The 23,442-nt window shown below is 71.4% G+C and carries 19 protein-coding genes; 8 read left to right on the top strand and 11 right to left on the bottom strand.

What is annotated here, in order from left to right; all coding sequences use genetic code 11:
* Positions 1-31: 31 nt before the first annotated feature.
* The 4 genes from JYK18_RS45765 to JYK18_RS45780 are packed head-to-tail and all read right to left on the bottom strand — an operon-like array spanning position 32 to position 8,794.
* On the bottom strand, positions 32-589 hold the full coding sequence (locus JYK18_RS45765; protein WP_206810590.1) for a DJ-1/PfpI family protein: 558 nt from the start codon (positions 587-589) through the stop codon (positions 32-34).
* A 15-nt stretch (positions 590-604) separates the two neighbouring features.
* Positions 605-2,290 (bottom strand): ThuA domain-containing protein, encoded by a 1,686-nt coding sequence (locus tag JYK18_RS45770; RefSeq protein ID WP_206810591.1) that lies wholly within the window; start codon positions 2,288-2,290, stop codon positions 605-607.
* A complete protein-coding gene (locus tag JYK18_RS45775) occupies positions 2,287-5,097 on the bottom strand; it encodes a PQQ-dependent sugar dehydrogenase (RefSeq protein ID WP_206810592.1) in 2,811 nt (936 codons plus the stop codon). Before JYK18_RS45775 ends, JYK18_RS45770 begins: the two co-directional genes overlap by 4 nt.
* A gap of 31 nt (positions 5,098-5,128) precedes the next feature.
* A complete protein-coding gene (locus JYK18_RS45780; RefSeq protein ID WP_206810594.1) occupies positions 5,129-8,794 on the bottom strand; it encodes a ThuA domain-containing protein in 3,666 nt (1,221 codons plus the stop codon).
* 194 nt (positions 8,795-8,988) lie between these two features.
* Here JYK18_RS45780 and JYK18_RS45785 point away from each other — a divergent pair, with 194 nt between their 5' ends.
* The gene (locus tag JYK18_RS45785) at positions 8,989-9,753 is read left to right on the top strand and encodes an FCD domain-containing protein (RefSeq protein ID WP_307796380.1); all 765 of its coding nucleotides are present in this window, start codon (positions 8,989-8,991) and stop codon (positions 9,751-9,753) included.
* Between the two features lie 9 nt (positions 9,754-9,762).
* Here the strand turns inward: JYK18_RS45785 and JYK18_RS45790 are convergent, their stop codons facing one another.
* Together JYK18_RS45790 and JYK18_RS45795 are read right to left on the bottom strand one after the other, a co-directional pair.
* A complete protein-coding gene (locus JYK18_RS45790) occupies positions 9,763-11,061 on the bottom strand; it encodes an SLC13 family permease (RefSeq protein ID WP_206810595.1) in 1,299 nt (432 codons plus the stop codon).
* Between the two features lie 64 nt (positions 11,062-11,125).
* On the bottom strand, positions 11,126-12,232 hold the full coding sequence (locus tag JYK18_RS45795) for a PrpF domain-containing protein (protein WP_206810596.1): 1,107 nt from the start codon (positions 12,230-12,232) through the stop codon (positions 11,126-11,128).
* Between the two features lie 241 nt (positions 12,233-12,473).
* On the opposite strand from JYK18_RS45795, the gene JYK18_RS45800 reads away from it, so the two are divergent.
* On the top strand, positions 12,474-13,385 hold the full coding sequence (locus tag JYK18_RS45800; protein WP_206810597.1) for a LysR family transcriptional regulator: 912 nt from the start codon (positions 12,474-12,476) through the stop codon (positions 13,383-13,385).
* A gap of 10 nt (positions 13,386-13,395) precedes the next feature.
* Here the strand turns inward: JYK18_RS45800 and JYK18_RS45805 are convergent, their stop codons facing one another.
* Positions 13,396-14,226 (bottom strand): SAM-dependent methyltransferase, encoded by an 831-nt coding sequence (locus JYK18_RS45805; protein WP_206810598.1) that lies wholly within the window; start codon positions 14,224-14,226, stop codon positions 13,396-13,398.
* A 149-nt stretch (positions 14,227-14,375) separates the two neighbouring features.
* Between JYK18_RS45805 and JYK18_RS45810 the strand changes: the two genes are divergently transcribed.
* From JYK18_RS45810 to JYK18_RS45825, 4 genes are all read left to right on the top strand, one after another.
* Positions 14,376-15,092 (top strand): cyclopropane-fatty-acyl-phospholipid synthase family protein, encoded by a 717-nt coding sequence (locus JYK18_RS45810; RefSeq protein WP_206810599.1) that lies wholly within the window; start codon positions 14,376-14,378, stop codon positions 15,090-15,092.
* 118 nt (positions 15,093-15,210) lie between these two features.
* On the top strand, positions 15,211-15,897 hold the full coding sequence (locus tag JYK18_RS45815; RefSeq protein ID WP_206810600.1) for a DUF998 domain-containing protein: 687 nt from the start codon (positions 15,211-15,213) through the stop codon (positions 15,895-15,897).
* 10 nt (positions 15,898-15,907) lie between these two features.
* A complete protein-coding gene (locus tag JYK18_RS45820) occupies positions 15,908-16,276 on the top strand; it encodes a YciI family protein (RefSeq protein ID WP_206810601.1) in 369 nt (122 codons plus the stop codon).
* A complete protein-coding gene (locus tag JYK18_RS45825; RefSeq protein ID WP_206810602.1) occupies positions 16,277-17,521 on the top strand; it encodes an RNA polymerase sigma factor in 1,245 nt (414 codons plus the stop codon).
* Here the strand turns inward: JYK18_RS45825 and JYK18_RS45830 are convergent.
* Positions 17,502-18,284, bottom strand: coding sequence for a class I SAM-dependent methyltransferase (locus JYK18_RS45830; protein ID WP_206810603.1), 783 nt, complete (start codon positions 18,282-18,284; stop codon positions 17,502-17,504). The genes JYK18_RS45825 and JYK18_RS45830 overlap by 20 nt on opposite strands.
* Positions 18,285-18,355: 71 nt before the next feature.
* On the opposite strand from JYK18_RS45830, the gene ligA reads away from it, so the two are divergent.
* Together ligA and JYK18_RS45840 are read left to right on the top strand one after the other, a co-directional pair.
* Positions 18,356-20,341 carry an NAD-dependent DNA ligase LigA gene (gene ligA / locus JYK18_RS45835; protein WP_206810604.1) on the top strand — a complete coding sequence of 662 codons (1,986 nt, stop codon included), beginning with the start codon at positions 18,356-18,358 and terminating at the stop codon, positions 20,339-20,341.
* A gap of 150 nt (positions 20,342-20,491) precedes the next feature.
* Positions 20,492-20,824 carry a VOC family protein gene (locus JYK18_RS45840; RefSeq protein ID WP_206810605.1) on the top strand — a complete coding sequence of 111 codons (333 nt, stop codon included), beginning with the start codon at positions 20,492-20,494 and terminating at the stop codon, positions 20,822-20,824.
* A gap of 20 nt (positions 20,825-20,844) precedes the next feature.
* Here the strand turns inward: JYK18_RS45840 and JYK18_RS45845 are convergent, their stop codons facing one another.
* Genes JYK18_RS45845 through JYK18_RS45855 form a run of 3 tightly spaced genes read right to left on the bottom strand, consistent with a single transcriptional unit; the run spans position 20,845 to position 23,412 of the window.
* Positions 20,845-21,657: an alpha/beta fold hydrolase gene (locus JYK18_RS45845; protein ID WP_206810606.1), complete on the bottom strand. Its 813-nt coding sequence runs from the start codon at positions 21,655-21,657 to the stop codon at positions 20,845-20,847.
* Between the two features lie 28 nt (positions 21,658-21,685).
* On the bottom strand, positions 21,686-22,288 hold the full coding sequence (locus JYK18_RS45850; RefSeq protein ID WP_206810607.1) for a response regulator transcription factor: 603 nt from the start codon (positions 22,286-22,288) through the stop codon (positions 21,686-21,688).
* Positions 22,285-23,412 (bottom strand): sensor histidine kinase, encoded by a 1,128-nt coding sequence (locus tag JYK18_RS45855; RefSeq protein WP_206810608.1) that lies wholly within the window; start codon positions 23,410-23,412, stop codon positions 22,285-22,287. The genes JYK18_RS45850 and JYK18_RS45855 overlap by 4 nt, the downstream gene beginning before the upstream one ends.
* Positions 23,413-23,442 lie beyond the last annotated feature (30 nt).

Here is a 23,442-nt window from a genome sequence, read left to right on the forward strand (position 1 = left end):
GGGCGGCCCGCGCGGGTCACCTGAGCAGCGGTCAGCGGGTGGCCTTTTCCAGCACCTGCATGAACGCGCGCGACCACTCCGGCAGGTCCGGCCAGCCGCGGCAGGAGACCATGGCGCCGTCCACCACGTCGGGGGCGTCGACGAAGGTTCCGCCCGCCAGTTCCACGTCGGCCTTCAGGGGAGGGAAGGCCGCCGTGGTCCGGCCGCGCAGCAGGCCCAGCGCGGCCGGCACCTGGGCACCGTGGCAGATCGTGCCGACCGGGAGCCCGCGTTCGAAGAAGTGCGTGACGATGCGCGCCACGTCCGGATCGGTCCGGATGTACTCCGGCGCCCGCCCGCCGGGGATGACGAGCGCGTCGAAGCCGTCCGGCTCGACCTCGGCGAAGGCCAGGTCCACCGGCAGCAGGTGACCGGGCTTCTCGGTGTAGGCGTCACAATCGGGCTCGAAGTCGTGGACGACCAGCTTCACCGCACGGGTCGTCGGCGCGGCCACGACCGCCTCGTGCCCGCCCTCGCGCAGCCGGAAGACCGGGTACATCGAGTCGAGCTCCTCCGCGGCGTCCCCGGTCAGGATCAGCACTCGTGCCATTCGCTCACTCCTCGTTCAGTTCGGGGGAAGGGTCCAGCGCTGGTTGGTGCCACCGTGGCACGTCCAGATGATGAGCTGCGTACCGTCGGCGGAGCTACCGCCGTTGGCGTCGAGGCACTTGCCGTTGGTGCGCAGGGTGCCGTCGGCCTGGGCAGCCCAGTTCTGCGTACCGCTGCCGGTGCAGGCCGACAGCTGCACCGGACTGCCGTCGGAACCGCCCGCGGCGGTCAGGCACTTGCCCAGCGCGCGCCACGTGCCACCGTCCCGGGTCCAGGACTGGTTGGTGCCGCCGGTGCAGGTCCACAGCTGGACCTTGGTGCCGTCGGCGGTGCCGGAACCGTTGACGTCGACGCACTTGCCGCTCGCGCCGGTGATCGCCCCGGCGCCGCCGGACTCCTTGATCCTGATGTTGCGGAAGGACACGTCGTCGCCGGTGCCGTGGTTCTGGATGCCGATGTGCCCTGAAGTCAGCGAGCGGGCGGGATCGGTGTTGGTGAAATCGTTGATCTTGGTGCCGTTGAGGAACACCTGCACGCGTTCGCCCGCCACCAGCAGTTCGAAGGTGTTCCACTCGCCCGGCGGGTTGAGCGCGGCGTCGCGGGCGGCGGTGTCCGGTGCCTGGAAGCCGTAGACCGCGCCGGTGGTCCGGTCCGGCGAATCCGTGGCGTCGATCTGGATCTCGTGGCCCTGCGCGAGCGCGGTGTTCGGATCGGCGCCGGGCGGGAACCCGATGACCACCCCGGAGTTGTCGTCCCCGGCCACCCGCCAGTCCAGCTTCAGCGAGTAGGAGCGGAACTCCTTGGCGCTGTACCAGAGCATGCCCATTCCGCCGGTCGAGGTCAGCGTGGCGTCGGTGTTGCCGAACCCGCCGGGCCCGGCCTGCGACCACCCGGTGGTGGAGCCGTTGTAGAGCGCGGTGTAGCCGTTTTCCGGTCGGCAGTCGGCCTTGGTCCGGCCCGCGGCGTACCGGATGCCGCCGAGCACCATCGCGCGGAAGCCCGGTTCGGCGTAGCTCGCCTGGGTGTGCCCGCCGCCGGTGTAGAACGAGCGTCCACTTTGGATGGTCTTGCACCAGGTGTGCGGGTGGTCGGCGCCCATCGAGCCACCGGAGTAGGTCGATTCGTCCAAAGTGGCCAGTACCCGGGCGGTCGGCCGGACGTTGCTCCGGAAGTTGTACCACTCGTCGGTGCGCACCCAGGCGGGCCCGAGGTGCTGGGTGGCCTGGTGCGCCCGGTTCTCCACCCGGACGGTGGCCTGCTGGATGGCCGGGTGCGAGGCGAACCAGGCACCGGCCAGCTCACCGTAGAACGGCCAGTCGTACTCGGTGTCGGCCGCCGCGTGGACGCCGACATACCCGCCGCCGCCCCGGATGTAGGACTCGAACGCGGTCTGCTGGCTGGAGTTCAGCACGTCCCCGGTGGTGTTGAGGAACACCACGGTCTCGTACTGGGCCAGGTTGGCGGCGGTGAACCGGGCCGAGTCCTCGGTGGTGGTCACGGTGAAGTTGTTCGCCGCGCCCAGATCCCGGATCAGCTGGATCCCGGCGGGGATGGAGTCGTGCCGGAAGCCGGTGGTCTTGGAGAACACCAGCACGTCGTACGGCGCGTCGGCGGCGACGGCCGGCGGGCCGGAACAGAGCGCGAGCGCGGCCAGCGCGGCGGTGGCCGTGCCGAGCACGCGCCGGGTGAGCGAGCGGTTCATCGCTGTGCCTCCTGGGACAACGTCCACTTCTGGTTGGCGCCACCGGTACAGGTCCAGATGATCAGCTGGGTGCCGTCGGCGGAGCTGCCGCCGTTGGCGTCGAGGCACTTGGTGCCGTTGCGGAGGGTGCCGTCGCCCGGCGCGGACCAGTTCTGCGTGCCGCCGCCGGTGCATGTCGACAGTTGCACCGGGCTGCCGTCCGCGCTGCCCGCCGCGGTCAGGCACTTGCCGAGGGCTCGCCAGGTGCCGCCGTCGCGGGTCCACTGCTGGTTCGCACCGCCGTTGCAGGTCCACAGCTGGACCTTGGTGCCGTCGGCGGTGCCCGAACCGTTGACGTCGACGCATTTGCCGCCGACACCGGTGATGGACGCGGGCCCACCGCTCGACGGCGTGCCGAAGGAGAAGGCGTCCACGTCGAACAGGAAGCCGCTGCCACCGGAGAAGGTCAGGTACAGCGTGGTGGTCCCGGCCGGGACGCCGGACAGCGCGGTGGAGACCTGGGTGAAGGTGTCCCAGCTTCCGGTCACCGGCACCGCCACCGAGCCGAGCACGGGCCCGGTCGGCGAGCCGGTGCGCACGGACAGCGTGCCGCCGGCTCCCGCGGAGGACACGCGGGCGGTGAACTGGGTTTCCCCGCCGAGCGCGTAGGGCTGGAACGAGATCCAGTCACCGTTGTGGATGTCGCCCACGGTCCGGCCGCCTTCGGCCGCCGCCTTGTCGAACAGGCCGGTGCCCGACTGGCCGGTGTGGTGCTCGGCCTGGCGGTGCCGCGGTTGCAGGGTGTGCTGGGTGTGCGTGGTCAGCGACGGCTGGCCATTGGCGCCGCGGTCGGTGTACTCGGCGTCGAACACCGCGAACAGGTTCGCCGCCGTGTCGTGCTCACCGTCCGCCGGGATCGGCAGCGTGCCCGAGCACCCGGTGCGCGAGGTGATCTCGTGGCCGTGGTCGTCGTGGCCGAGGATGTAGGTCAGCTTCACCCGCGTGCAGTCGATCGTGCCGTCCTCCGGGTCGGAGACGGTGATCGTGTACGGCACGGTGTCGCCGAAGGAGAACAGCTTTCCGTGGGGTGGCGTGGTCAGCGTGACCGTGGGGGCGGTGTTGCCGACCGTGATCGTCACGTTCGCGGTGGCCGTGCGGCCGCCGGTGTCGGTCACCGTGAGGGTCGCGGTGCGCTGGCCGTTGCCGGTGTAGGTGTGGCTCGGGTTCGGCGAGGAGGACGTGCTGCCGTCGCCGAAGTTCCAGTGGTAGGTGAGCGCTCCGCCCTCGGGGTCGGAGGAGCCCGCCGACGAGAAGTTGACCGTCAGCGGCGCGAGCCCGGAGGTGCGGTCGGCGCCGGCCCGGGCGGTCGGTGCCTGGTTGCCCGCCGGGTTGTACTCGATGCGGTAGAGCGCGGAGTCGGCGTTCCCGCTGCCCCAGCCGGTGCCGTAGTCGAGCACGTACAGCGCGCCGTCCGGGCCGAACGCGGTGTCCATCACCTGGGTGCCCTTCCAGGGGAAGTCGTTGATCTGCCCGGGTGCACCGTCGGCGTTGACGTCGATCACCTTCAGCCAGCGCCTGCCGAACTCCGCGGCGAAGAAGTGCCCGTCCAGCGCGGCCGGGAACTTGACCGTGGACGGGTTCGCCGCGTCGTAGCGGTACACCGCGCCGCCCATCGGCGACTCGGAACCGCAGCCGAACGCCGCGAACGAGCAGTTGTCGTAGTTGATCCACGCCGGGCGCGCGGCGGGCAGGTTGGTCAGCCCGGTGTTGCGGGGCGAGTTGTTGACCGGCGCGGCGCAGTTGAACCGGTTCCCGGACGGCCCGGACGGGAAGGTGTAGTCCACATAGGACTCCGCGGTGGTGTTCTTGCCGGTGCAGTACGGCCAGCCGTAGTTGCCCGCCGAGGTGATCCGGTTGAACTCCACCTGCCCGGCGGGCCCGCGGCTGCCGCTCGCCGTGCCCGCGTCGGGGCCGTAGTCACCGAGGTAGATCGCGCCGGTGGCCTTGTCGATGCCGAACCGGAACGGGTTGCGCAGGCCCATCGCGTAGATCTCCGGCCGCGTCCCGGCGGTGCCCGGCGCGAACAGGTTGCCCGCCGGGATCGAGTAACCCCCGTTGGCGTTGACCTTGATCCGCAGCACCTTGCCGCGCAGGTCGTTGGTGTTGCCGGCGCTGCGCTGTGCGTCGTAGGCCGGGTTCCGGTTGGTGCGCTCGTCGATCGGGGTGTAACCGTCCGAGGCGAACGGGTTGCTGTCGTCACCGGTGGACAGGTACAGGTTGCCCGCCGCGTCGAAGTCGATGTCCCCGCCGACGTGGCAGCACATGCCGCGGCTGGTCGGCACGTCGAGCACGGTCACCTGGCTGGCCGTGTTCAGCGTGAAGTCGGCGTTGAGGGTGAACCGGGACAGCCGGTTGACCCCGTTCCACGCGGAGAAGTCCGTGCCGTTCTCGGGGGCGTCACCGCCGGGAGTGGACAACGGTGGCGCGTAGTACAGGTAGATGAACCTGTTGGCGGAGAAGCCCGGGTCGACCCCGACGCCCTGCAGGCCTTCCTCGTCGTGCGTGTAGACGGGCAGCGTGCCGATCACGCCGGTGACCCCGTCGGCGGTGGTGCGGCGCAGCACGCCGTTGCGCGCGGTGTGCAGCACCGAGCGGTCCGGCAGCACGGCCATCGACATGGGCTCGCCCACTTCGGCGACGCCCCTGGCGAGTTCGACCTGCTGGAAGTCGGCCGGGTTCACCGCGTGCGCCGAGGCCGGGGCGGGTGCGGTGAGCACCGGTACCACGAGGGTGGCCGCGACCAGCACGGCCGCCGCGAAGAATCTCATCGGGACTCCGGTCTGTTCGGTGGGGCGGGGATCAGGGCAGGGTCCAGCGCTGGTTGGTGCCGCCGTGGCAGGTCCAGACGATGAGCCGGGTGCCGTCCGCGGTACCGGCCCCGTCGGCGTCGAGGCACTTGCCCCCGGTGACGAGGGATCCGCTGGCACCGGCGGCCCAGCTCTGCCCGGCCCGTCCGTCGCAAGTGGACAGCTGAACGGCGCTGCCGTCGGCGGTGCCCGCGGCGGTCATGCACTTGCCGAGGCTGCGCCAGGTGCCGCCGTCGCGGGTCCACTGCTGGTGGGCGGCGCCGGAGCAGGTCCAGAGCAGCAGCGGGGTGCCGTCGGCGGAGCTGCCGCCGTTGACGTCGACGCACTTGCCCGCGGCGGCGGTGATCGGACCGGCGGTGACCGGGCCCGGGGTGCCGACCCCGGGACCGGTGAAGGTGATCGAGTCCAGGTCGTACGGGGCGGTCGCGGTGGACTTGAACACCACGAAGAGCTCCACCGTGCCCGCCGGGCGGGTCACCGCGACCGGCGGCAGGCTCACGTAGTTGTCCCAGCCGCCGGTGCTGCCCACGGTCGCGGTGGCCACCAGCGCGCCGGTGGGCGAACCGGACCGCAGCTCGATCGTGCCGCCCGGCCCGGGGGAGGAGACCCGGAACGAGACCTGGTTGATGCCGGTCAGATTGGCCGGGGTGAAGGAGATCCAGTCGTTGTTGTCGATGTCCCCGATGCGCTGCCCGGCCTCCGCGCCGGCCTGCGCCACCACCCGGATCCCGGACGAGTTCGTGAAGTGCTCGGCCTGCCGGTGCTTGGGCTGCAGCACGACCTGCGCGCGGCCGGTGAGCGCGGGCACCCCGGACGCGCCGTTGTCGGTGTAGACGGCGTCGGCCGCGTAGAACAGGTTGGCGTCGGGGCTGTGCCCGCCGTCGTGCGTGGTGATCGTCCCGGAGCAGCCGGGCTGCGGGTCGAGCGGGTGCGCGTGCTCGTCGTGGCCCAGCGCCGGGGTGGTGATCACCTTGGCGCAGTCGATGGCGCCGGCAGCGCCGTCTTCGGGGTCGGTGACGGTGACCGAGTACGGGATCTGGTCGCCGAAGTCGAACATGCCGCCGTGCGGGGGCGTGGTGAACTGCACGGTCGGCGCGGTGTTGCCCACCGTGACCGGCACGTTGGCCACGCCGGTCTGCCCGCTCGGCGCGGTCACCGTGAGCTGCGCGTTGAACTGCCCGCGCGTGGTGTAGGTGTGCGACGGGTTGGCCGCGGTGGAGGTGGCGCCGTCGCCGAAGGTCCACCGGTAGGTCAGCGCGCCGCCCGCCGGATCGCTGGACCCGGCGCTGGAGAAGTTCACCGTCAGCGGCGAGCCGCCGGAGGACGGGGTGGCCGTGGCGTGGGCGATCGGGGCGGGGTCACCGGAGATGTAGTCGATCCGGGACAACGCGGAATCGGGGTTGTCCCGGCCGAAGCCGGTGCCCCACTCCAGCAGGTACAGCGAGCCGTCCGGGCCGAACTTGGCGTCCATCGGGGACTTGAAGCTCAGGTTGGCCAGGAACCGGTTGATCTTCAACAGGTTTCCCGCGGAGTCGAGGCGGAACTCGCGCAGCGTGTTGCGGGCCCACTCGCCGAAGAACGGCGTTTTGTCGAAGTACTGCGGGAACTTCGTGGGCGACGGGTTGTTCGGATCGAAGTGGTACACGGGAAACGCCATCGGGGCTTCGCCGCCGCTGCCCATTTCCGGGAACGCGTTGCCGTTGCTGCCGTTGCCGTACCAGACGGTCGCGGGCCGGGCGGCGGGCAGCGAGGTGAGCCCGGTGTTGTTGGGGGAGGTGTTGACCGGCGCGGCGCAGTTGAACTTGCCGCCGGAGGTGCCGGTGGCAAAGTTGTGGTCGTTGAACGGGATGTTGGTCGCCACGCAGTACGGCCAGCCGTAGAAACCCGGTGACTTGATCACGTTCCACTCGACCAGCCCGCCCGGGCCGCGGCCGGCGTTGTCCGCCCCGGCGTCCGGACCGTAGTCGGCCAGGTAGATCGTGCCGTCGGTGTCCACGGTGAACCGGAACGGGTTGCGGAAGCCCATCGCGTAGATCTCCGGGCGGGTCTGCGCGGTGCCGGGGGCGAACATGTTGCCCGCCGGGACGGTGTACGTGCCACCGGGTTCGGGGTGCACGCGCAGGATCTTGCCGCGCAGGTCGTTGGTGTTGGCCGCGGTCTTCTGCGCGTCGAACAGGCTGCGCCCTGGTCGTTCGTCGATCGGGGTGTAGCCGCTGGACTCGTGCGGGTTGGTGTCGTCGCCGACGCCGATGTAGAGGTTCCCGCCGGGGCCGAAGGTGAGGTAGCCGCCGGTGTGCCCCGGTTCGGACTGCCGTGCGGCCGGGAACGACAGCAGTACGCGCTCGCTGGCCGGGTCGAGCGTGTCACCGTTGACGGTGAACCTCGACACCCGGTTGATCTCCTGCGAGCCCGCCGGTGAGTAGTACAGGTACAGCCAGTTGTTGGTGGCGAAGCCCGGATCCAGTGCCACCCCGGCGAGGCCGTCTTCCCCGCCGGTGTAGACGTTGAGCGTGCCCGCGGTGACCGTGGTCTTGCTGCTCGGGCGGTAGACCTTCAGCTGCCCGCCGTACTGGGTGTAGAAGACGCGGCCGTCCGGTGCCACGTCCAGCGTGCCGGGCGCCACGGTGTTGCCGTCCAGTTCGACCTTGTCGTAGCTGGCCCACACGGTGGGGCCGCAGTCGGCCGGTGCGGTGCCCGCCGCGCTCTTCACGCCGCCGAGGATGTGCTGGCGGAACAGGGGTTCGGAGTACGCGGAGGCCTGGTGGCCCATGGCGGTGGCCCACAACCGGCCACCTTCGAAGTTGCGGCACCAGGAGATCGGGTGGTCGCTGCCCATGGCCGAGGGGCCGGGGTTGTAGGTGGTCTCGTCGGCGGTCACCAGGACGTGCACGTCGCCGCGGGCGTTGCGGTTGAAGTTGTACCACTCCTCGGTGCGGTTCCACCGCTGCGGCAGCCCCTGGCCGGAGGGGTGTGCCTGGTCGGCGACCTTGGCCGTGCCCGCGACCACGGCCGAGTGCTGGGTCATGGTCATCCCGAGCATCTGGTCCCACCAGGGGAATTCGGCCTCGATGTTCATGTCCGTCGCGTTGTGGATGGCGACCACGCCGCCGCCGTTGCGCACGTAGTTCTGCATGGCGGCGCGTTGGGCGGCGGTGTTCCAGACCATGCCGGAGGTCTGGAACATGATGACGACGTCGTAGGTGGAGAGCGTGGCGTCGGTGAAGACGGCGGAGTCCTCCGAGTGGGTCAGCTGCCAGCCGTTGTCCGCGGCGAGTTGCTGGAACATCGCCACCCCGGCGGGGATGGAGTCGTGCCGGTAGCCGGCGGTTTTGGTGAACAGGAGGACTTTCTCGCCCGCCGCCGCCGCGGGCGCGGCTCCGGCGGCCCCGGCTGGCGCGGTCACGGTGAGCAGCAGAAGGGTTGCGGCCAGGGCGGCCAGCAACCTGACGATGGCGGCCCTGGTGCGTGACTTCGGCGCACGTCTTGGGTGGCGGCGGCGTACTGCGTGCCTGTCCGCCGCTTCGCGCTTGCCCGCGACTCGGCCGCCCGCGACTCGGCCGCCCGTGGCGCGTCTGCCCGCGTCGTGCCCGGGCGCGACTTGGCCGCCCGCGGCGTGGTTGTCGCGCGGTTCAGCCGCGGGTGGGGGTGAGAACGTCATCGTTCTGCTCCTCAGCGGGGTCGACTAGTGGGAGCGCTCCCAATCGGCGCGGCGAGATGTGTCCGGCTTATAGCGGGGGAAGGGTGTTGCCTGGATCACACCTTAGCCTGCATCGCTGGCCGGGCGTCAAGGCCGAACCGGGAATAGGTCCGACTCATCGGTGCCTTGAGTCCCTTTGGCGGTAGGATCCTTCGGTGACCGGAGGCCCAGTCGTACCCGCTTCAGCCCAGGACGCCACCCCGGCCGAGGACGCCTACCGGCCCGGCTACGAACTGGTGGCCGAACGCATCCTCCAGCTGATCGCCGAGTCGGAACTGCGCCCGGGCGACCGCATGCCGACCGAGAACGAGCTGGCCGCCGGTCTCGGCACCAGCCGGAGCATGGTGCGCGAGGCGGTCAAGATCCTGTCCGCCATCGGACGGGTGCGGGCGCAGAAGGGCCGCGGCCTCTACGTCGCCGACGATGAGGGCATGCTGGGCTCGGCGCGATGGGGCGGCTTCTTCCTGCCCGCCGACCTGGACCACGTGTACATGTTGTTCGAGTTCCGCCGGGTCCAGGAAACCGCCGCGAGCCGGCTCGCGGCGAACCACGCCACCCCGGCGGAACTCCGGGCGATCGCCGACGCCGCCGAGACGTGCCGCCAGGGGCAGGCGACCGGCGACCCGGCGCTCTTCGACCGCGGCGACGACGAGTTCCACCTCGCCGTCGCGGCCGCTTCGCACAACCAGTTCCTCGTCGCCGCGGTGCGCGAGGCCCGCCGGCTGCAGCGCCAGTCCAACATCATCGGCATGCAGGGCGCCGTCGGCGGGCACGCGGCGGAAGCGGTCGAGGAGCACGCGGCGATCCTCCGTGCCGTCCGCGACGGTGATCCGGACACCGCCGCCCAGGCCACCGCCACCCACCTGGACAACACCCTCGAGGACTACCGGCACGAGATCCAGCGCCGCCTCTTCGGCTGAGCCCGGCGCTCAGAACGCGCCCGGCAGCACGAGCACCGCCCACGCCGCGACCGGTCCCAGCGCGACGATGACGCAGGTGTAGGCGATGACCTGCCGGTAGAAGCGGGTCCGGTCGACACCGCGGGCGTTGGCGAGGACCAGCGCGCCGTTGGTGGAGAACGGGGAGACGTCCACGATGGTGGTGGCGATGGCCATCGCCACCACCACCCCGGCGACCGGCAGGGAACCGGTGAGCAGCAGGGGGATCGCCATCGGAATGGTCGCGGTGAGGATCGCCGTGGACGAGGCGAACGCCGAGGTGACGCCGACGATCACGCACAGCACGAGCGCCACCAGCAGCGGGGCGCCCAGGCCGACCGCGCCGTGGGCGACCCAGTCGATGGTGCCGGAGTGCTCCAGCACGCCCACGTAGGTGACCATGCCCGCGACCAGGAGGATCGTCGGCCAGCTGATGCCGTCGACGGCCTTGCCGAGGTTCCCGCGGTCGAGCAGGCCGAGCACGGCACCGGCGGCCAGCGCGAGGAAACCGATCTGCAGGTGGAAGGCGAGCGCGCCGACCACGAGCACGACCAGCGCGGTGAGCGTGGCGCGCTGGTGCCAGGTCACCGCGACCGTCTTCGCCCTGACCGCGATGGCGACCCCGCCACCGGTCGGCTCGGTTTCGTCCTCATCGGTGGGCGTGTCGTCCGGCCGTTCGACGAAGCTCTCCTCGCCTCGGCGGCGGAGCAACACGTAGGTGAGACCGGCGAGCAGCAGGTTGAAACCGAGGCTGGCGAAGAACAACGCGGCGGTCGAGACCGCTAGACCGGACTCGGCCACGATGCCGAACACGAGCGCGCCGGACACCGCCATCGGGGAGAACGCCCCGGCGTGGGCGCCGCAGATCACCATCATGCCGACCATCAGCGGGCTGATCCGGTAGGTGAAGGCGAAGCTCATCCCGATCGGCACCAGCAGCGCCACCGCCGCCGGGGTGAAGGTGCCCAGCGCGGTCAGCGTCGCGGCGACGGCGAACAGCACCCACGGCACCAGGATCGCGCGGCCGCGCACGAGCCGGATCCCGCCCCGCACCAGCAGGTCGATCGTGCCGTTCAGCTTGGCGACGGAGAACAGGTAGGTCACGCCGACCACGGTGACGAACAGCGAGACCGGGAAGCCCTCGAAGATCTCGTGGTCCTCGAGGCCGAACACGAAGGTGCCGACGGCGAACGACGCGACCAGCGCGAGGATCCCGATGTTGACGGACAGCGCGGTGGCGACGACGAACATGCCGCCCAGCACCAGGATCGCGATTAACTGTGATGACATCATTGTCCTCTTCGTTGTTCCGGCGGCCCGCCCGGACGCCTGGCGTCCGGAAAGGACGGTGGGGTCAGGCGGCCGACGCGGCGGCCGGCGTCGTGAGCGAGGGCTCCAGCGGCTCGTGGTCGGGCAGGGCGAGGGTCGCGTCGCCGATCCGGCGGGTGGTCCGGGTGACCCCGACCGCGAGCAGGCCGTCGCGGGCACCCGCGTGGGTGGTCACGACTCCGGCCGGTGTGTCCAGGCGCAGCACCTCCTGCTCGCCGATGGTGAACTCGGACAGGACGGTAGCCGGTGTGCGCGCGGCGGCGGTGAGCGCGATGCTGCCGGTGATGGCCAGCGCGGGGTGCGTCCGCCCCATCGACAGCATCCGCACGGTCACGTCCGAACGGCCGGGCCTGCCCGCGCTGACCAGGGCGACCTTGGGGGTGGCACGGGCGGCTCCGTCGGGTTCGGCGGCGAGCCCCATCCGGACCGCGGCGACGCGGCGGATGCGGTCGAGCCGGGCCAGGACGCCTTCCTGGGCGTCGAGTGCGGCGGGAGAAGCGTCACCGGCCACACCGACCTCGTCGGCCGGGACGAGTACCACGGGCGCCCCGGCGTCGAGCAGCGTGACGCGTGTCCCGTCCACCACGTCGACGGCGTTGCCCGTGGGGAGCAGCGCCCCGGTTGTGCGGCCGGCCGGATCGACGAACCACAGGTGCACGCCGAGGCCGGGCTGGGCCACGCCGGGGATGTGGTCGCCGCCGTGCTCGATCACCCGGCCTGATGGCGTCGGCACGTCGGCGACGATCAGCTGGCCGGTGTTGGTGTTGGTGATCCGCACCGCGGTCACGTCCCCGGTCGGCGCCACCCAGCCGCGCCGGAGCGCGTAGGGCCCGACGACGGCCGAGCAGTTGCCGCAGTTGCTCGTCCAGTCCACCGTTCCGTCCGTGATGCCGATCTGGGCGAAGGTGTACTCGACGTCGATGCCGGGCCGCTCGCTCCTGGCGAGCACGACGGCCTTGCTGGTGGTGGAGGTCGCGCCGCCGACGCCGTCGACCTGGCGCGGGTCGGGGCTGCCGTAGAGCCGCAGCAGCACCTCGTCCACGCCGCGATCGGGGATCGCGAGCGCGTCGCGTTCGAACACCCAGCACTTGCTGGTGCCACCACGCATCCACGTCGCCGGGATCTCTCGCACAGTCACTCCTTCTCGAGGGAACGACGGCTACCCTCACCCGCGCCAAGGTTGAGCACAATCACGAGAAACTGAAGGACCCTGAAGCGTTGCTTCACGCTCGATCGGCCTAACTGGGCGGCCAGAATCGATTGTTCGGGGAAAGTCCCAGTTGAGAGCCGGGGTTCGTGCCTAAAGCTAGACTGCACGGAAGTCCTCGCACAGTGGATCGACCGCACCAGACTTTTTCGCCCGAGGAGTGTCCATGTTGGACGTCCGGCGCCTGGCCCTGCTCGCGGCCGTGGTGGACACGGGATCGATGACCGCCGCCGCCGAACAGCTCGGCTACACCGCGTCCGCGGTCTCGCAGCAGCTACGCCGGCTCGAAGTGGAGGCCGGGCAACCCCTGCTGCACCGGCAGGCCAGGGGAGTGCGCCCCACCGAGGCGGGCGCCGTGCTGGCGGGCCACGCCCGCCACATCCTCCGCCGGCTCAGCGCCGCCGAGGCCGATCTGGCCGAACTCGCCGGACTGCGCCGGGGGACCCTTTCGATGGGGGTGTTCCCGACCATCGCCAGCGCGCTGCTGCCGCAGGCGGTCAGCCGGTTCCGCCGCCAGTACCCCGACCTCCGCCTGGACGTGCGCAGCACCCGGTTCGACGAACTCGTCGAACTGCTGGAGAACGGCACGGTCGGCATCGCGCTGCTGTGGGACTACGCGTGGAACCGCGTCGACGTGGCCGACATGTCACTGACGCCGCTGCTGGACGATCCGACCGTGCTGATCGTCGCCGCCGACCACCGCCTCGCCCGCAAGCGGTTCACCACCATGGCCGAACTCGCCGAGGAGGACTGGATCGTGCGAGCCCACGACCACCCGGTGGCCGAGGTGCTCGAACGCAGCTGCCGCACGGCCGGGTTCACCCCGAAGATCGCCTTCGAGGCCAACGACTACCAGGAGGCGCAGGCGATGGTCAGCGTCGGGCTCGGGGTCGCGTTCGCGCCGCGGACCGCCGTGCGGAACCCGAATCCGGACGTCCGCGTCCTGGTGCTCGGCCCCGAGGTGCCCGCTCGGCGCATCCTGCTGGCGCACCGCCAGGACCGCTTGCGGGCTCCGGCAGAACTCGCCATGCACCAGCTCCTGGTCGACGTCGCCCGTGAGTACCAGACGAAGGCCTGAGCGGCCGGCGTCAGGGCTTGCGGCCGACGGCGGCGACGATGCAGTTGCCCGCGGCCGGGCGCGGGGTGGTGCGCGGGCCGGTCGGGTACCAGTCGTCGTTGACCACCAGGCCGGGGTCCAGCAGCTCCAGGCCGACGAGCATCTCCTCGATCTGCGCCCGGGTGCGGAAGTAACCGCGGCTGATGCTGGCGTTGAGGATTGCCTGCACCCGGTGCGCGATCGGGCTGTGCGCCTCGTCCTCCGGGTCGAAGAAGTGCGAGAACACCACGTAGGAACCCGACGGCAGCGCCTCGATGTACTGCCGCATCACCTCGGCCGGGGCCAGGCCCTTGTCCGCGTCGTGGTGGTGCATCGTGGCCACCTGCAGCAGGCCGAGCGGGCGCTCGAAGTCGAGGTGCCGCCGCACCGTGTCGTTCTGCAGCACCGCGGGCGGGTCGAAGATGTCCGCGCCGACGAGGTAGGTCTTGTCGTTGTCCTCCAGCAGCGCGCGCCCGTGCGCCAGCACCACCGGGTCGTTGTCCACGTACACCACGCGCGAATCGCGGTTCTCGCGCTGGGCGACCTGGTGGGTGTTCTCCGCGGTCGGCAGGCCGGAACCGCAGTCGAGGAACTGGTCGATCCCGGCCTTGCGGGCCAGGAACTCCACCGCCCGGATGAGGAACTTCCGGTTGCTGACGGCGATTTCGTTCACCTCGGGCACGGCCGCGTTCAGCTGCGCGAGCAGTTGGCGGTCGACCTCGTAGTTGTCCTTGCCGCCGAGCGCCGCGTCGTACGCCCGCGCCACACTCGGCGTGGTGGTGTCGATCCCAGCCGAGGGCAGATCGGTGCGTTCGTCGGGCATCAATACCTCGCTCGTTTCGTGCTGGTGCTGGGGGTTCTGTGGCGTGATTCACGTACCTTACCGCTCACGCGAGCGCGCCAGGACCGGCCCGCCCGGGTGCTGCCGGATAATCGCGTGACTCCGGTTTCGCGGTGTGTGACCGTGCCGCCATGGATGATGATCTCGACCTGCTCCGCCGCGGCCGGATGCGGTGGAACACCCCGCTTTCGCCGTCGCACGCCGAACTCCTGCTCGACCGGCTTGACCTGCGTGAAGGCCTGAGCGTGACCGATCTCGGCTGCGGCTGGGGCGAGTTCCTGCTGCGCGCGGCGGCCCGCACGGGCCGGGGGACTGGCGTGGACACCGACCCGGCCGGTCTGGCGCGCGGGCGCGCGCTGGCGGCGGAACGGGGTCTCGCGGACCGCGTCGAGTTCGTCCACGCCGACGCCTCGACCTGGGCCGAGCCCACCGATCGGGTGGTCTGTGTCGGCGCTTCCCACGCGTTCGGCGGTACGCGGGCCGCGGTGGAAGCACTGGCACCACTGGTGTCCGGCGGCGGCCGGGTGCTTTTCGGTGACGGTTTCTGGCAGCGGACCCCGGGCCAGGCGGCCGTGGACATCTTCGGCACCGAGACGCGGACGCTGGCCGACCTGGCGGACACCGTCCGCGCGGCCGGCTGGCGGATCCTGCACCTGAGCACCGCCGACGAGCACGAGTGGGATGAGTTCGAGTCCACCTCGCTGCTCGCGCTGGAGGAGTGGCTGCTGGACCACGGCGCGGACCCGCGGGCGGCGGAGATCCGGGACTGGCTCGACACGCGACGGCACCAGTACCTCCACGACTACCGCGGCGTGCTCGGCTTCGCGCACCTGGTTCTGGCGCGCTGACCAGCGCTTTTGCGAAATCTCGAAATTTTTCCGGCGGAGCTGCAAAATCCGGGGGCGGTGTTCGTGGAGGTGTCGAAGTGCCGGACCGCCCGGCCACCGCCCTCCGGAGGAGCACCCCATGACCACGATCGCCACCCGCGCCGGGACCGCGTCCGCCCCGGCCGAGCTGACCGCCGACCGGATCACCAAATCGCTGCTCGGGTACGGCGTGATCGCCGGCCCGATCTACCTGGCCGCCTCGCTCGTCCAGACCGCGCTGCGGGACGGCTTCGACCCGTCGCGGCACGCGTGGAGCCAGCTCGCCCTCGGCGACGGCGGCTGGGTGCAGGTGGTGAACCTGGTGCTCACCGGCTTGATGGTGCTCGCCTTCGCGGCCGGCCTGCGGCGGGCGCTGGTCAGTGGCCCGGCCGCGCGGTGGGCCCCGGCGCTGATCGGGGTGTTCGGGCTGAGCATGGTGGTCGCCGGGGTCTTCCCGGTCGACGCCGGTGGCGGTTTCCCGGCCGGTGCCACCGCACCGGCGGCGATGAGCACCAGCGCGCTGATCCACTTCGCCGCGGGCGGCATCGGCTTCCCGTGCCTGACCGCCGGGCTGCTGGTGCTCGCCCGCCGCCTCGCCCGCGAAGGGTTCACCGGCCACGCGCTGGCCACCCGCGTGATCGCGCCGCTGTTCCTCGCCTCGTTCTTCGCGATGGCCTCCGGGGCGCTGAGCGTCCTCGTTTTCGCCGCCGGGGTGGTGGGTGTGTTCGCCCTCGTCACGGCGCTTTCCGTGCACCGCTACCGTCAGCTGCCCAGCACCGACTGCTGAAGGAAGAACGATGCGTTATCTGGTAGTCCTCGAAGCCACCCAGCCCGGCACCCCGCCGCCCGCGGAACTGATGGCGGGCATCATGCGGCTGGGAGCGGAGGCCACGCAGTCCGGCGCGATGCTCGACAACGCGGGCCTGGCCCCCAGCGCCGACGGCGCGAAGGTCACCCTCGACGGGAGCGAGGTGACCATCACCGACGGCCCCTTCGCCGAGTCGAAGGAGATGATCAGCTACGCCCTCTACGACACGCGCACCAAGGAAGAGGCGGTGGAGTGGACCCGCCGCTTCCTCGCCCTGCACGCCGAGCACTGGCCGGGGTGGACGGGGGAGGCGCGGGTGCTGCGGGTGTTCGGTCCCGAAGACATGCCCGGGGCCTGAGTGGACCGCTCGGAGGCCGGGCGCGGCACCGTCGAAGCGATCTGGCGGATCGAATCCGCCCGGTTGGTCGCGGCGCTCGCCCGGTTCACCGGCGACGTCGGCCTCGCCGAGGACCTCGCCCAGGACGCACTGGTCGCGGCGCTCGAGCAGTGGCCGGTGACCGGGGTGCCGCCGAAGCCGGGAGGCTGGCTGATGACCACCGCGAAGAACCGCGCGATCGACCTGTTCCGCCGGGACGGCACGCACCGCCGGGCCCTCGAAGCGCTGGGGCACGACGAAGCGAGCACGCCCGAGTACACCTTCGACGACCCGGTGGGCGACGACGAACTCCGCCTGCTGTTCGCCGCCTGCCACCCCGGTCTCAAGCGCGAGTACCGCGTCGCGCTGACCCTGCGCTGCCTGGCCGGGCTGAGCACGCGGGAGATCGCCGGTGCCTTCCTGGTCGCCGAGTCCGTGGTCGGGCAGCGCATCTCCCGCGCCAAGAAAACCTTGCGCGACAAGAAGATCCGGCTCGACCTGCCGGAGGCGGGGGACCTGCGCGAGCGGCTGGCGTCGGTGCTGGAGGTCATCTACCTGATCTTCAACGAGGGGTACCGAGCCACCTCCGGCGCGAACTGGATGCGCCCCGAACTCAGCAACGACGCGCTCCGGTTGGCCCGGCGCACGGCGGCGCTGATGCCCGAGGTCGCCGAGGCGCAGGGCCTGCAGGCGCTGCTGGAGCTGACCCACGCTCGCGCGCCCGCGCGGCACGATGCCGACGGCGCGCCCGTGTTGCTGCCGGACCAGGACCGCGCGCGCTGGGACCGCCTGCTGATCCGGCGTGGCATGGCCGCGCTGCACCGCGCCTACCGGCTCGGCTCGGCGGGCCCGTACGCCCTGCAGGCGGCGATCGCCGGTTGCCACGCCACGGCCCCCACCGCGGCGGACACCGACTGGGCGCGGATCGCCGGGCTGTACGACGTGCTCGAACGGGTTCAGCCCAATCCGGTCGTCACGCTGAACCGGGCGATGGCGCACGGCCACGCCGCCGGACCGGCCGCGGGCCTGGCCGTCCTGGACGGGCTGGGGGACGCGCTTTCGCAGTACGCGCAACGGCACGCGGTCGAAGGGGAACTGCTCGCCATGGCCGGGCGGGAGGAGGAAGCGCGGGCCGCCTACGCGCGGGCCGCCGCCCTGACCGCCAACGAAGCCGAGCGTGTCCTCTTCGGACGGAGGTCGGCCGGACTCACGGGGTCCGGGCCGTGATCAGGTAGTAGTCCAGCAGGCCGTCGGTGTAGGTGCGGAGGAAGTTCCGCGGCCAGTCGTCGGCGTGGATGGTGTTCGCGATCCACCGGTCGTAGCCCGCCCAGACGTGTTCGCCGATGGAGCGCACCGAGATCCCGGTGAACCCCGTCGAGGCGAGCGTGTCCGCGAAGGCCTCGATCGGGTGAGCCACGTCCAGCCCTTCGGCGAAGGAGTGGAGCAGGGCGTTGATCTCGTCGTCGTGCCCGGGGTGCGGCGCGAAGAAGGTGGACACCGCCAGCCTGCCGCCCGGCGGGAGCACCCTCGCCGCTTCGCGCGCGAACTCCTCCAGCGACGGGAAGTGCTGCGCGGCCTCGACCGAATACACGCGGTCGACCGTCGAATCGGGGAAGGGCAACGACGCGGCCGTGCCGAGCCGGAACTCCAGGCCGTCGGGAAGCGGCGAGTTCCCGCGGGCCGCGCGTTCCACCTGTGCCGGGTGCGCGTCCACGCCGCACACCGAGTGGGGCCCGAACTCCCGCAGGGCCAAGGCGCACCCGAGTCCGCGGCCGCAACCGACCTCGACCAGCCGGGCGCCCTCCTCGATCTCGGCGGCTCGCAGCACCAGGCGGTAGAGGTCCTCCTGGCTGCGCACCCGATCCGCCTCGCCGAGTGACCCGCCGGGGTCGATCCCGGCCCAGTAGCCGAAGTTGATGAACCCGCCCGCGAAGCACGGGTTCCGGCTGAGATCCTTCGTCCCGTAAAGCCTGTCGAGTGACGGCGGCATGACCCCAAGCCTACGCCGCCCGCCGGGATGTCGGACCGGGATTGTCGGTGGTCACGGGTAAGTTCTGTGCCGTGGAAGCTCGCGAACGCATCGAAGAACTCGCCGATCGGATCGTCGTGCTGCGCGACGCCTACTACCGGGGTTCCCCGGAGGTGGCGGACGCCGAGTACGACGCGATCGAGGACGAGCTGCGCGGGCTGATCGCGGCCAACCCCGAGCTGACCCCCGACCCGAACCCGCTGGACCAGGTGGGCGCGCCCGCGGTGCTGCACGCCCCGATCCGGCACTCGCGGCCGATGCTCTCGCTGGACAAGGCGACCCAGCCCGAGCAGGTCGCCGCCTTTTTCGACCGCTTCCCCGGCCAGCCGGTGGTGGTGATGCCGAAGCTGGACGGGCTGTCGCTGGCCGTCGTCTACGAGAACGGGCGGCTGGCCAGGGCGATCACCCGCGGTGACGGCACCACCGGCGACGACGTGACCATGCTGGTCCGCGCGCTGACCGACGGCATCCCGGACCGGGTGGACGCGGCGGGCCGGGTCGAGGTGCGCGGCGAGGCGGTCATGCTGCGCTCCACCTTCACCGCCTACAACACCGCCCACCCGGACAAACCGCTGATCAACCCGCGCAACGCGGCCGCGGGCACGCTGCGCGCCAAGGACCCGGCCACGGTCGCCGGGCGGAACCTGCGCTTCTTCGCTTTCGACCTGTACTCCGACATCGCCGAGGCCGACCTGGGCAGCGCGCTGCACGCGCTCGGCTTCACCGCCGCCGAGATGCGCCGCTGCGCGAGCGCGGAGGAGGCGCAGGCGGTGATCGCCGAGATCGAGCGGCAGCGCAACGAACTGGACTACGACCTCGACGGCGCCGTGCTGCGGCTGGCCGATCGGGACGCCTACGCCGCCGCCGGGACGCGGTCGGCCTCGCCGCGGGGCGCGCTGGCGTACAAGTTCGCCGCCGAGGAGAAGACCACCGTGCTGGCCGACGTGGTCTGGGACGTCGGCAAGACCGGCAAGATCGCGCCGGTCGCGTGGCTGGAGCCGGTTTTTGTCGGCGGCACCACGGTCAGCCGCGCGACGCTGGCCAACCAGGAGGTGATCCGCGCCCGTGGCATCAAGATCGGCGACACGGTGCTGGTGCGCCGCGCCGGTGACGTGATCCCGTTCGTGGCCGGGGTGCTCGACGCCTCGAAGCGCACCGGGGCCGAGCGCGAGATCGTGCCGCCGGCCGAGTGCCCGTCGTGCGCGCAGCCGCTGACCGAACAGGGCAACAGCCGGGAACTGTTCTGCACCAACGTGGCCTGCCCGGCGCAGACCGTGCGGCGGCTGATCCACTGGGCTTCGCGCGCGGCCGCGGACATCGACGCCATCGGCGGGGTGTGGATCGAACGGCTGGCCGAGGCGGGCATTCTCGAGCACCCGTCGGACTTCTACCAGCTGACCAAGGAGCGCTTGCTGGAGTTCGAGCGCATCGGCGAGGTCTCGGCCACCCGGATGATCGAGTCGATCGACGCGAGCCGTCAGGTCGGGCTGCGGCGAGCGCTGATCGGACTGGCCATTCCGATGGCTTCGGAGGGCACGGCCGCGCGCCTGTGCCGGGCCGGCTTCCCGTCACTGGAGGCGGTGGCCGACGCCGGGGTCGACGGGCTGGTCGCGGTGGAGGACATCGGGCCGAAGGTCGCCGCTTCGCTGATCGAACACCTCACCCGGCTGCGGCCGGAACTGGAGCGGTTGCGGGAGCGCGGGGTGTCGCTGGACGTGCGCGAGGAGGACCTGCCCCCGGTCGTGGCGGCCGGCGCGCCGCTGGCCGGGAAGACGGTCGTGGTCACCGGCGCGATCAGCGATCCGCGGTCCGGTGAGAAGGTCGCGCGCCCGACTTTCCAGCGGTTGTGCGAGAAGGCGGGCGCGACCATCGCGTCCTCGGTTTCGGCGAGCACGGACCTGCTCATCACCGGGGCCGAGGTCGGGGCCGCGAAGCTCACCAAGGCCGAGAAGCACGGCGTCGAGGTCGTCGACCAGGGCGAGATCTGGCAGCAGCTGATCGCGGCGGCAGTGGTCTGAGGAACGAGGACCGCCCGTTCTCCACCGCGACGTACATCATGCACCGGTCGCCCGTGGTGTCCACGCCGCGAGCAAGCGGTCCCGCCGATGAGTTCTGGTCGTGCCGCTGGTCTGTACCGGTGACAGCGCAACACAGCTCAGGAGGACCGGATGCCGATCACGCGCATGCTCGCCCAAGCCACCGTCACCGATCTCGACGCGGCTCTGCCCTGGTACACGACGCTCTTCGGACGCGCGCCGGACGCCCGCCCGATGGAAGGGCTGGCCGAATGGCACCTCACCGCGACCTTCGGCCTCCAGGTGTGGGCCGAACCGGCGCGGGCGGGCCGCTGCACCGTGGTATTGGACGAAGCCGACCTCGACGAACGGGCCGCCGAACTGGACCGGGCGGGCATCGGCCACCCCGGCCCCGAGCAGGCCAGCTCATCCCGGATCCTCCGGCTCACCGACCCCGACGGCAACCGGATCGTGTTCACCGGCTGACCGGCCTCACCCGCTGAGGCTCAGTCGGTCGCGGTCGCCCTGGTGAGGAGCGAGAACATGGCCTCGTCGAACGACGCGGGCCGTTGCAGCGGGGCGAAATGGCTGACACCGGCCAAAATGGACAGTTCGGCACCCGGGATCGTGCGGGCCAGGTACTCGGCGTGGGACCGCTCGATGAACTCGTCGTGTTCGGCGTGGACGATGGTGACGGGCACCCGGATCCACGCCAGGTCCTGCGCGCCGTAGTCGGGCTGGCTCCGCTGCATGCGGGTGACCGCGTCCACCAGCGCCTTGAACTCGTCCGGCGTCTCCGACAGCTCGGCGTAGTCCCGCTCGTGCCGGGCGAAACAGCGGTCGACCACCGGCGTCGGGTGGAACTCCTTGGTACCGCTGGGATCCATGTTGCAGCCGAAGAACAACACCCCGGTCACCCGCTCGGGCGCGTGCCTGGCCAGAACGAGCGCGGTGGCCGCCCCGTCGCTCCACCCGACGAACGCGGCGCTGGGCACCCGCAGGGCGTCCAGCACGGCGAGCACGTCGGAGGCCAGCAGGTCGTAGGTGTACGGCCGGTCGTCGCGGGTGCTGCGGCCGTGGCCGCGGCTGTCCACCGCGATCACCCGGTACCCGGCCGCGACCAGCGCCGGGACCTGGTGCCCCCAGTTGCCGCTGTGGCCGAGACCGCCGTGCAACAGCACCACCGGCGGCCCGTCACCGTAGGCCGCGTACCACACGCGGGCGCCGGAGTGCGGGACGTGGCCCTGCTCGGTGGCTTCGGGCAGGGGAGGCGCGCCGTCGGCTTCGAACCGGATCAGGTCGTCGTCATGAGTGGGCATCGAGCCCAGGCTTCCACACCACGCACGGTCACAACCAGTCGTGCTCGCGGGCGTAGCGGGCGGCCTCGTGCCGGGTGCGGGTCTGGGTCTTCTGCATCGCGTTCGACAGGTAGTTGCGGACCGTGCCCTCGGCGAGGTGGAGCTGCACGGCGATGTCGGCGACCGAGTACCCCTCACCGGTCACCCGCAGCACGTCGAGTTCGCGGTCGGTGAGCGGGCAGTCGTCGACCACGGCGAGCGCGGAGACGTCCGGGTCGATCCACCGCTTGCCGCCGTGCAGCGTCCTGATCACCGAGGTGATGTGCGCCGGTTCCGCGGACTTGCTGACAAAACCCTGCACGCCGAGCTTCAGCGCCTTGCGCAGCACACCGGGCTTGGCGTGCCGGGTGAGCATCAGGATCACCTGCTCCGGCCGCTCCCGCCGGATCTCCGCGACCGCGCCGAGCCCGTCCACACCGGGCATCTCCAGGTCGATGACCAGCACGTCCGGCTGGTGCCGCAGGGTGGCTTCGATGGCGGTGGCCCCGTCCTCGGCCTCGGCGAGCACGGTGATCTCCCCTTCGAGCGGGAGCAGCGCGGCCAGTGCCTTGCGGAGCAGCGCTTCGTCGTCGGCGAGCACCACCGTGGTCATCGGTCCTCCGGGCGGTCGTGCGGGAATGCCGCGGCGGTCAGGAAACTCCCGTCGTGCTGCTCCACCGTCAGCTCGCCGCCGTTGCCGGCAAGGCGCTGCCGCAGCGTGGCGAGCCCGCTCAGCGCGGGCACCGGGCCCTCGGGCGCGCCGTCGTTGACGATGGTGATGCCCGACTTCGACAGGGTGATCCGCACCTGCCCGGCCTGGGCGTGGCGCAGGATGTTCGTGGTGGTCTCGCGCAGGACCTGGCCGAGCAGTTCGCCGGCACCGGTGTCCACGGTGTCCACATCGGCCTCGCGGTGCACGCGCACGCGGATCCCGGCGGCCTCGAAGAGGTTCTTCGCGTTCTCCAGCTCCGCGGACAGGTTGAGCCTGCGGTGCGCGTAGGCGAGTTCCTTGGTCTGGGTGATGGTGTCGGCGACCAGCGCGTGGATCTCGCGCAGCTCCTCCTCGGCGCGCCCGGCGTCGGTGCGCACGAGCCGCTGGGCCAGCGCCACCTTGAGCTTCACCACGTGCAGGGTGTGGCCCTGGATGTCATGCAGGTCGCTGGCGAACCGGATCCGCTCCCGCGCCACGGCGAGCTCCGCCTCCCGATCCCGCGACTCCTCCAGATCCCGGACGACGTCGTAGAACCGCTTGTTGGGGAACATCAGCCCGGTGATCACCGCGGTGATCCCGGCCGGGAGCAGGGCGAACCGGAACAGCTCGGCGAGCGCGTCCTCGTGCGCCACCAGCAACCGCGCCACGCCCACCGCGGCCACGTAGGCGACCAGCCCGACGGCCGCCGCGCCCCGGCGGCCGGGGAGCCGGGAGACCACCAGCGAACCCACCGACGCGATGCTGAAGAACGCCGTGCCCGCGCCCGGCCCGAGCACCCCGTACGGCCACACCACGGCGGCGACCACCAGGCACGGGATCGCCACCGGGAACAGGGCGCCCATCGTCCACCGCACGAAGGTCACCACGACCGCGACCACCCCGAGGCCCAGCACGACGACGTCGAGCCAGCTCTGGGCGTCGAAGGCCACGGTGAACACGCCGGCCGCGACGATCGGCGGCAGCATCATGGTGAGGTTGAGGTGCCGCAGCCGTCCCCGCGTCTCCTCCGTCCCACCCTCGCTCATGAGTCCATTGTGGGCGATCCGGCCGGGCGC

Source organism: Amycolatopsis sp. 195334CR (genome assembly GCF_017309385.1).
Taxonomy (GTDB): Bacteria; Actinomycetota; Actinomycetes; order Mycobacteriales; family Pseudonocardiaceae; genus Amycolatopsis.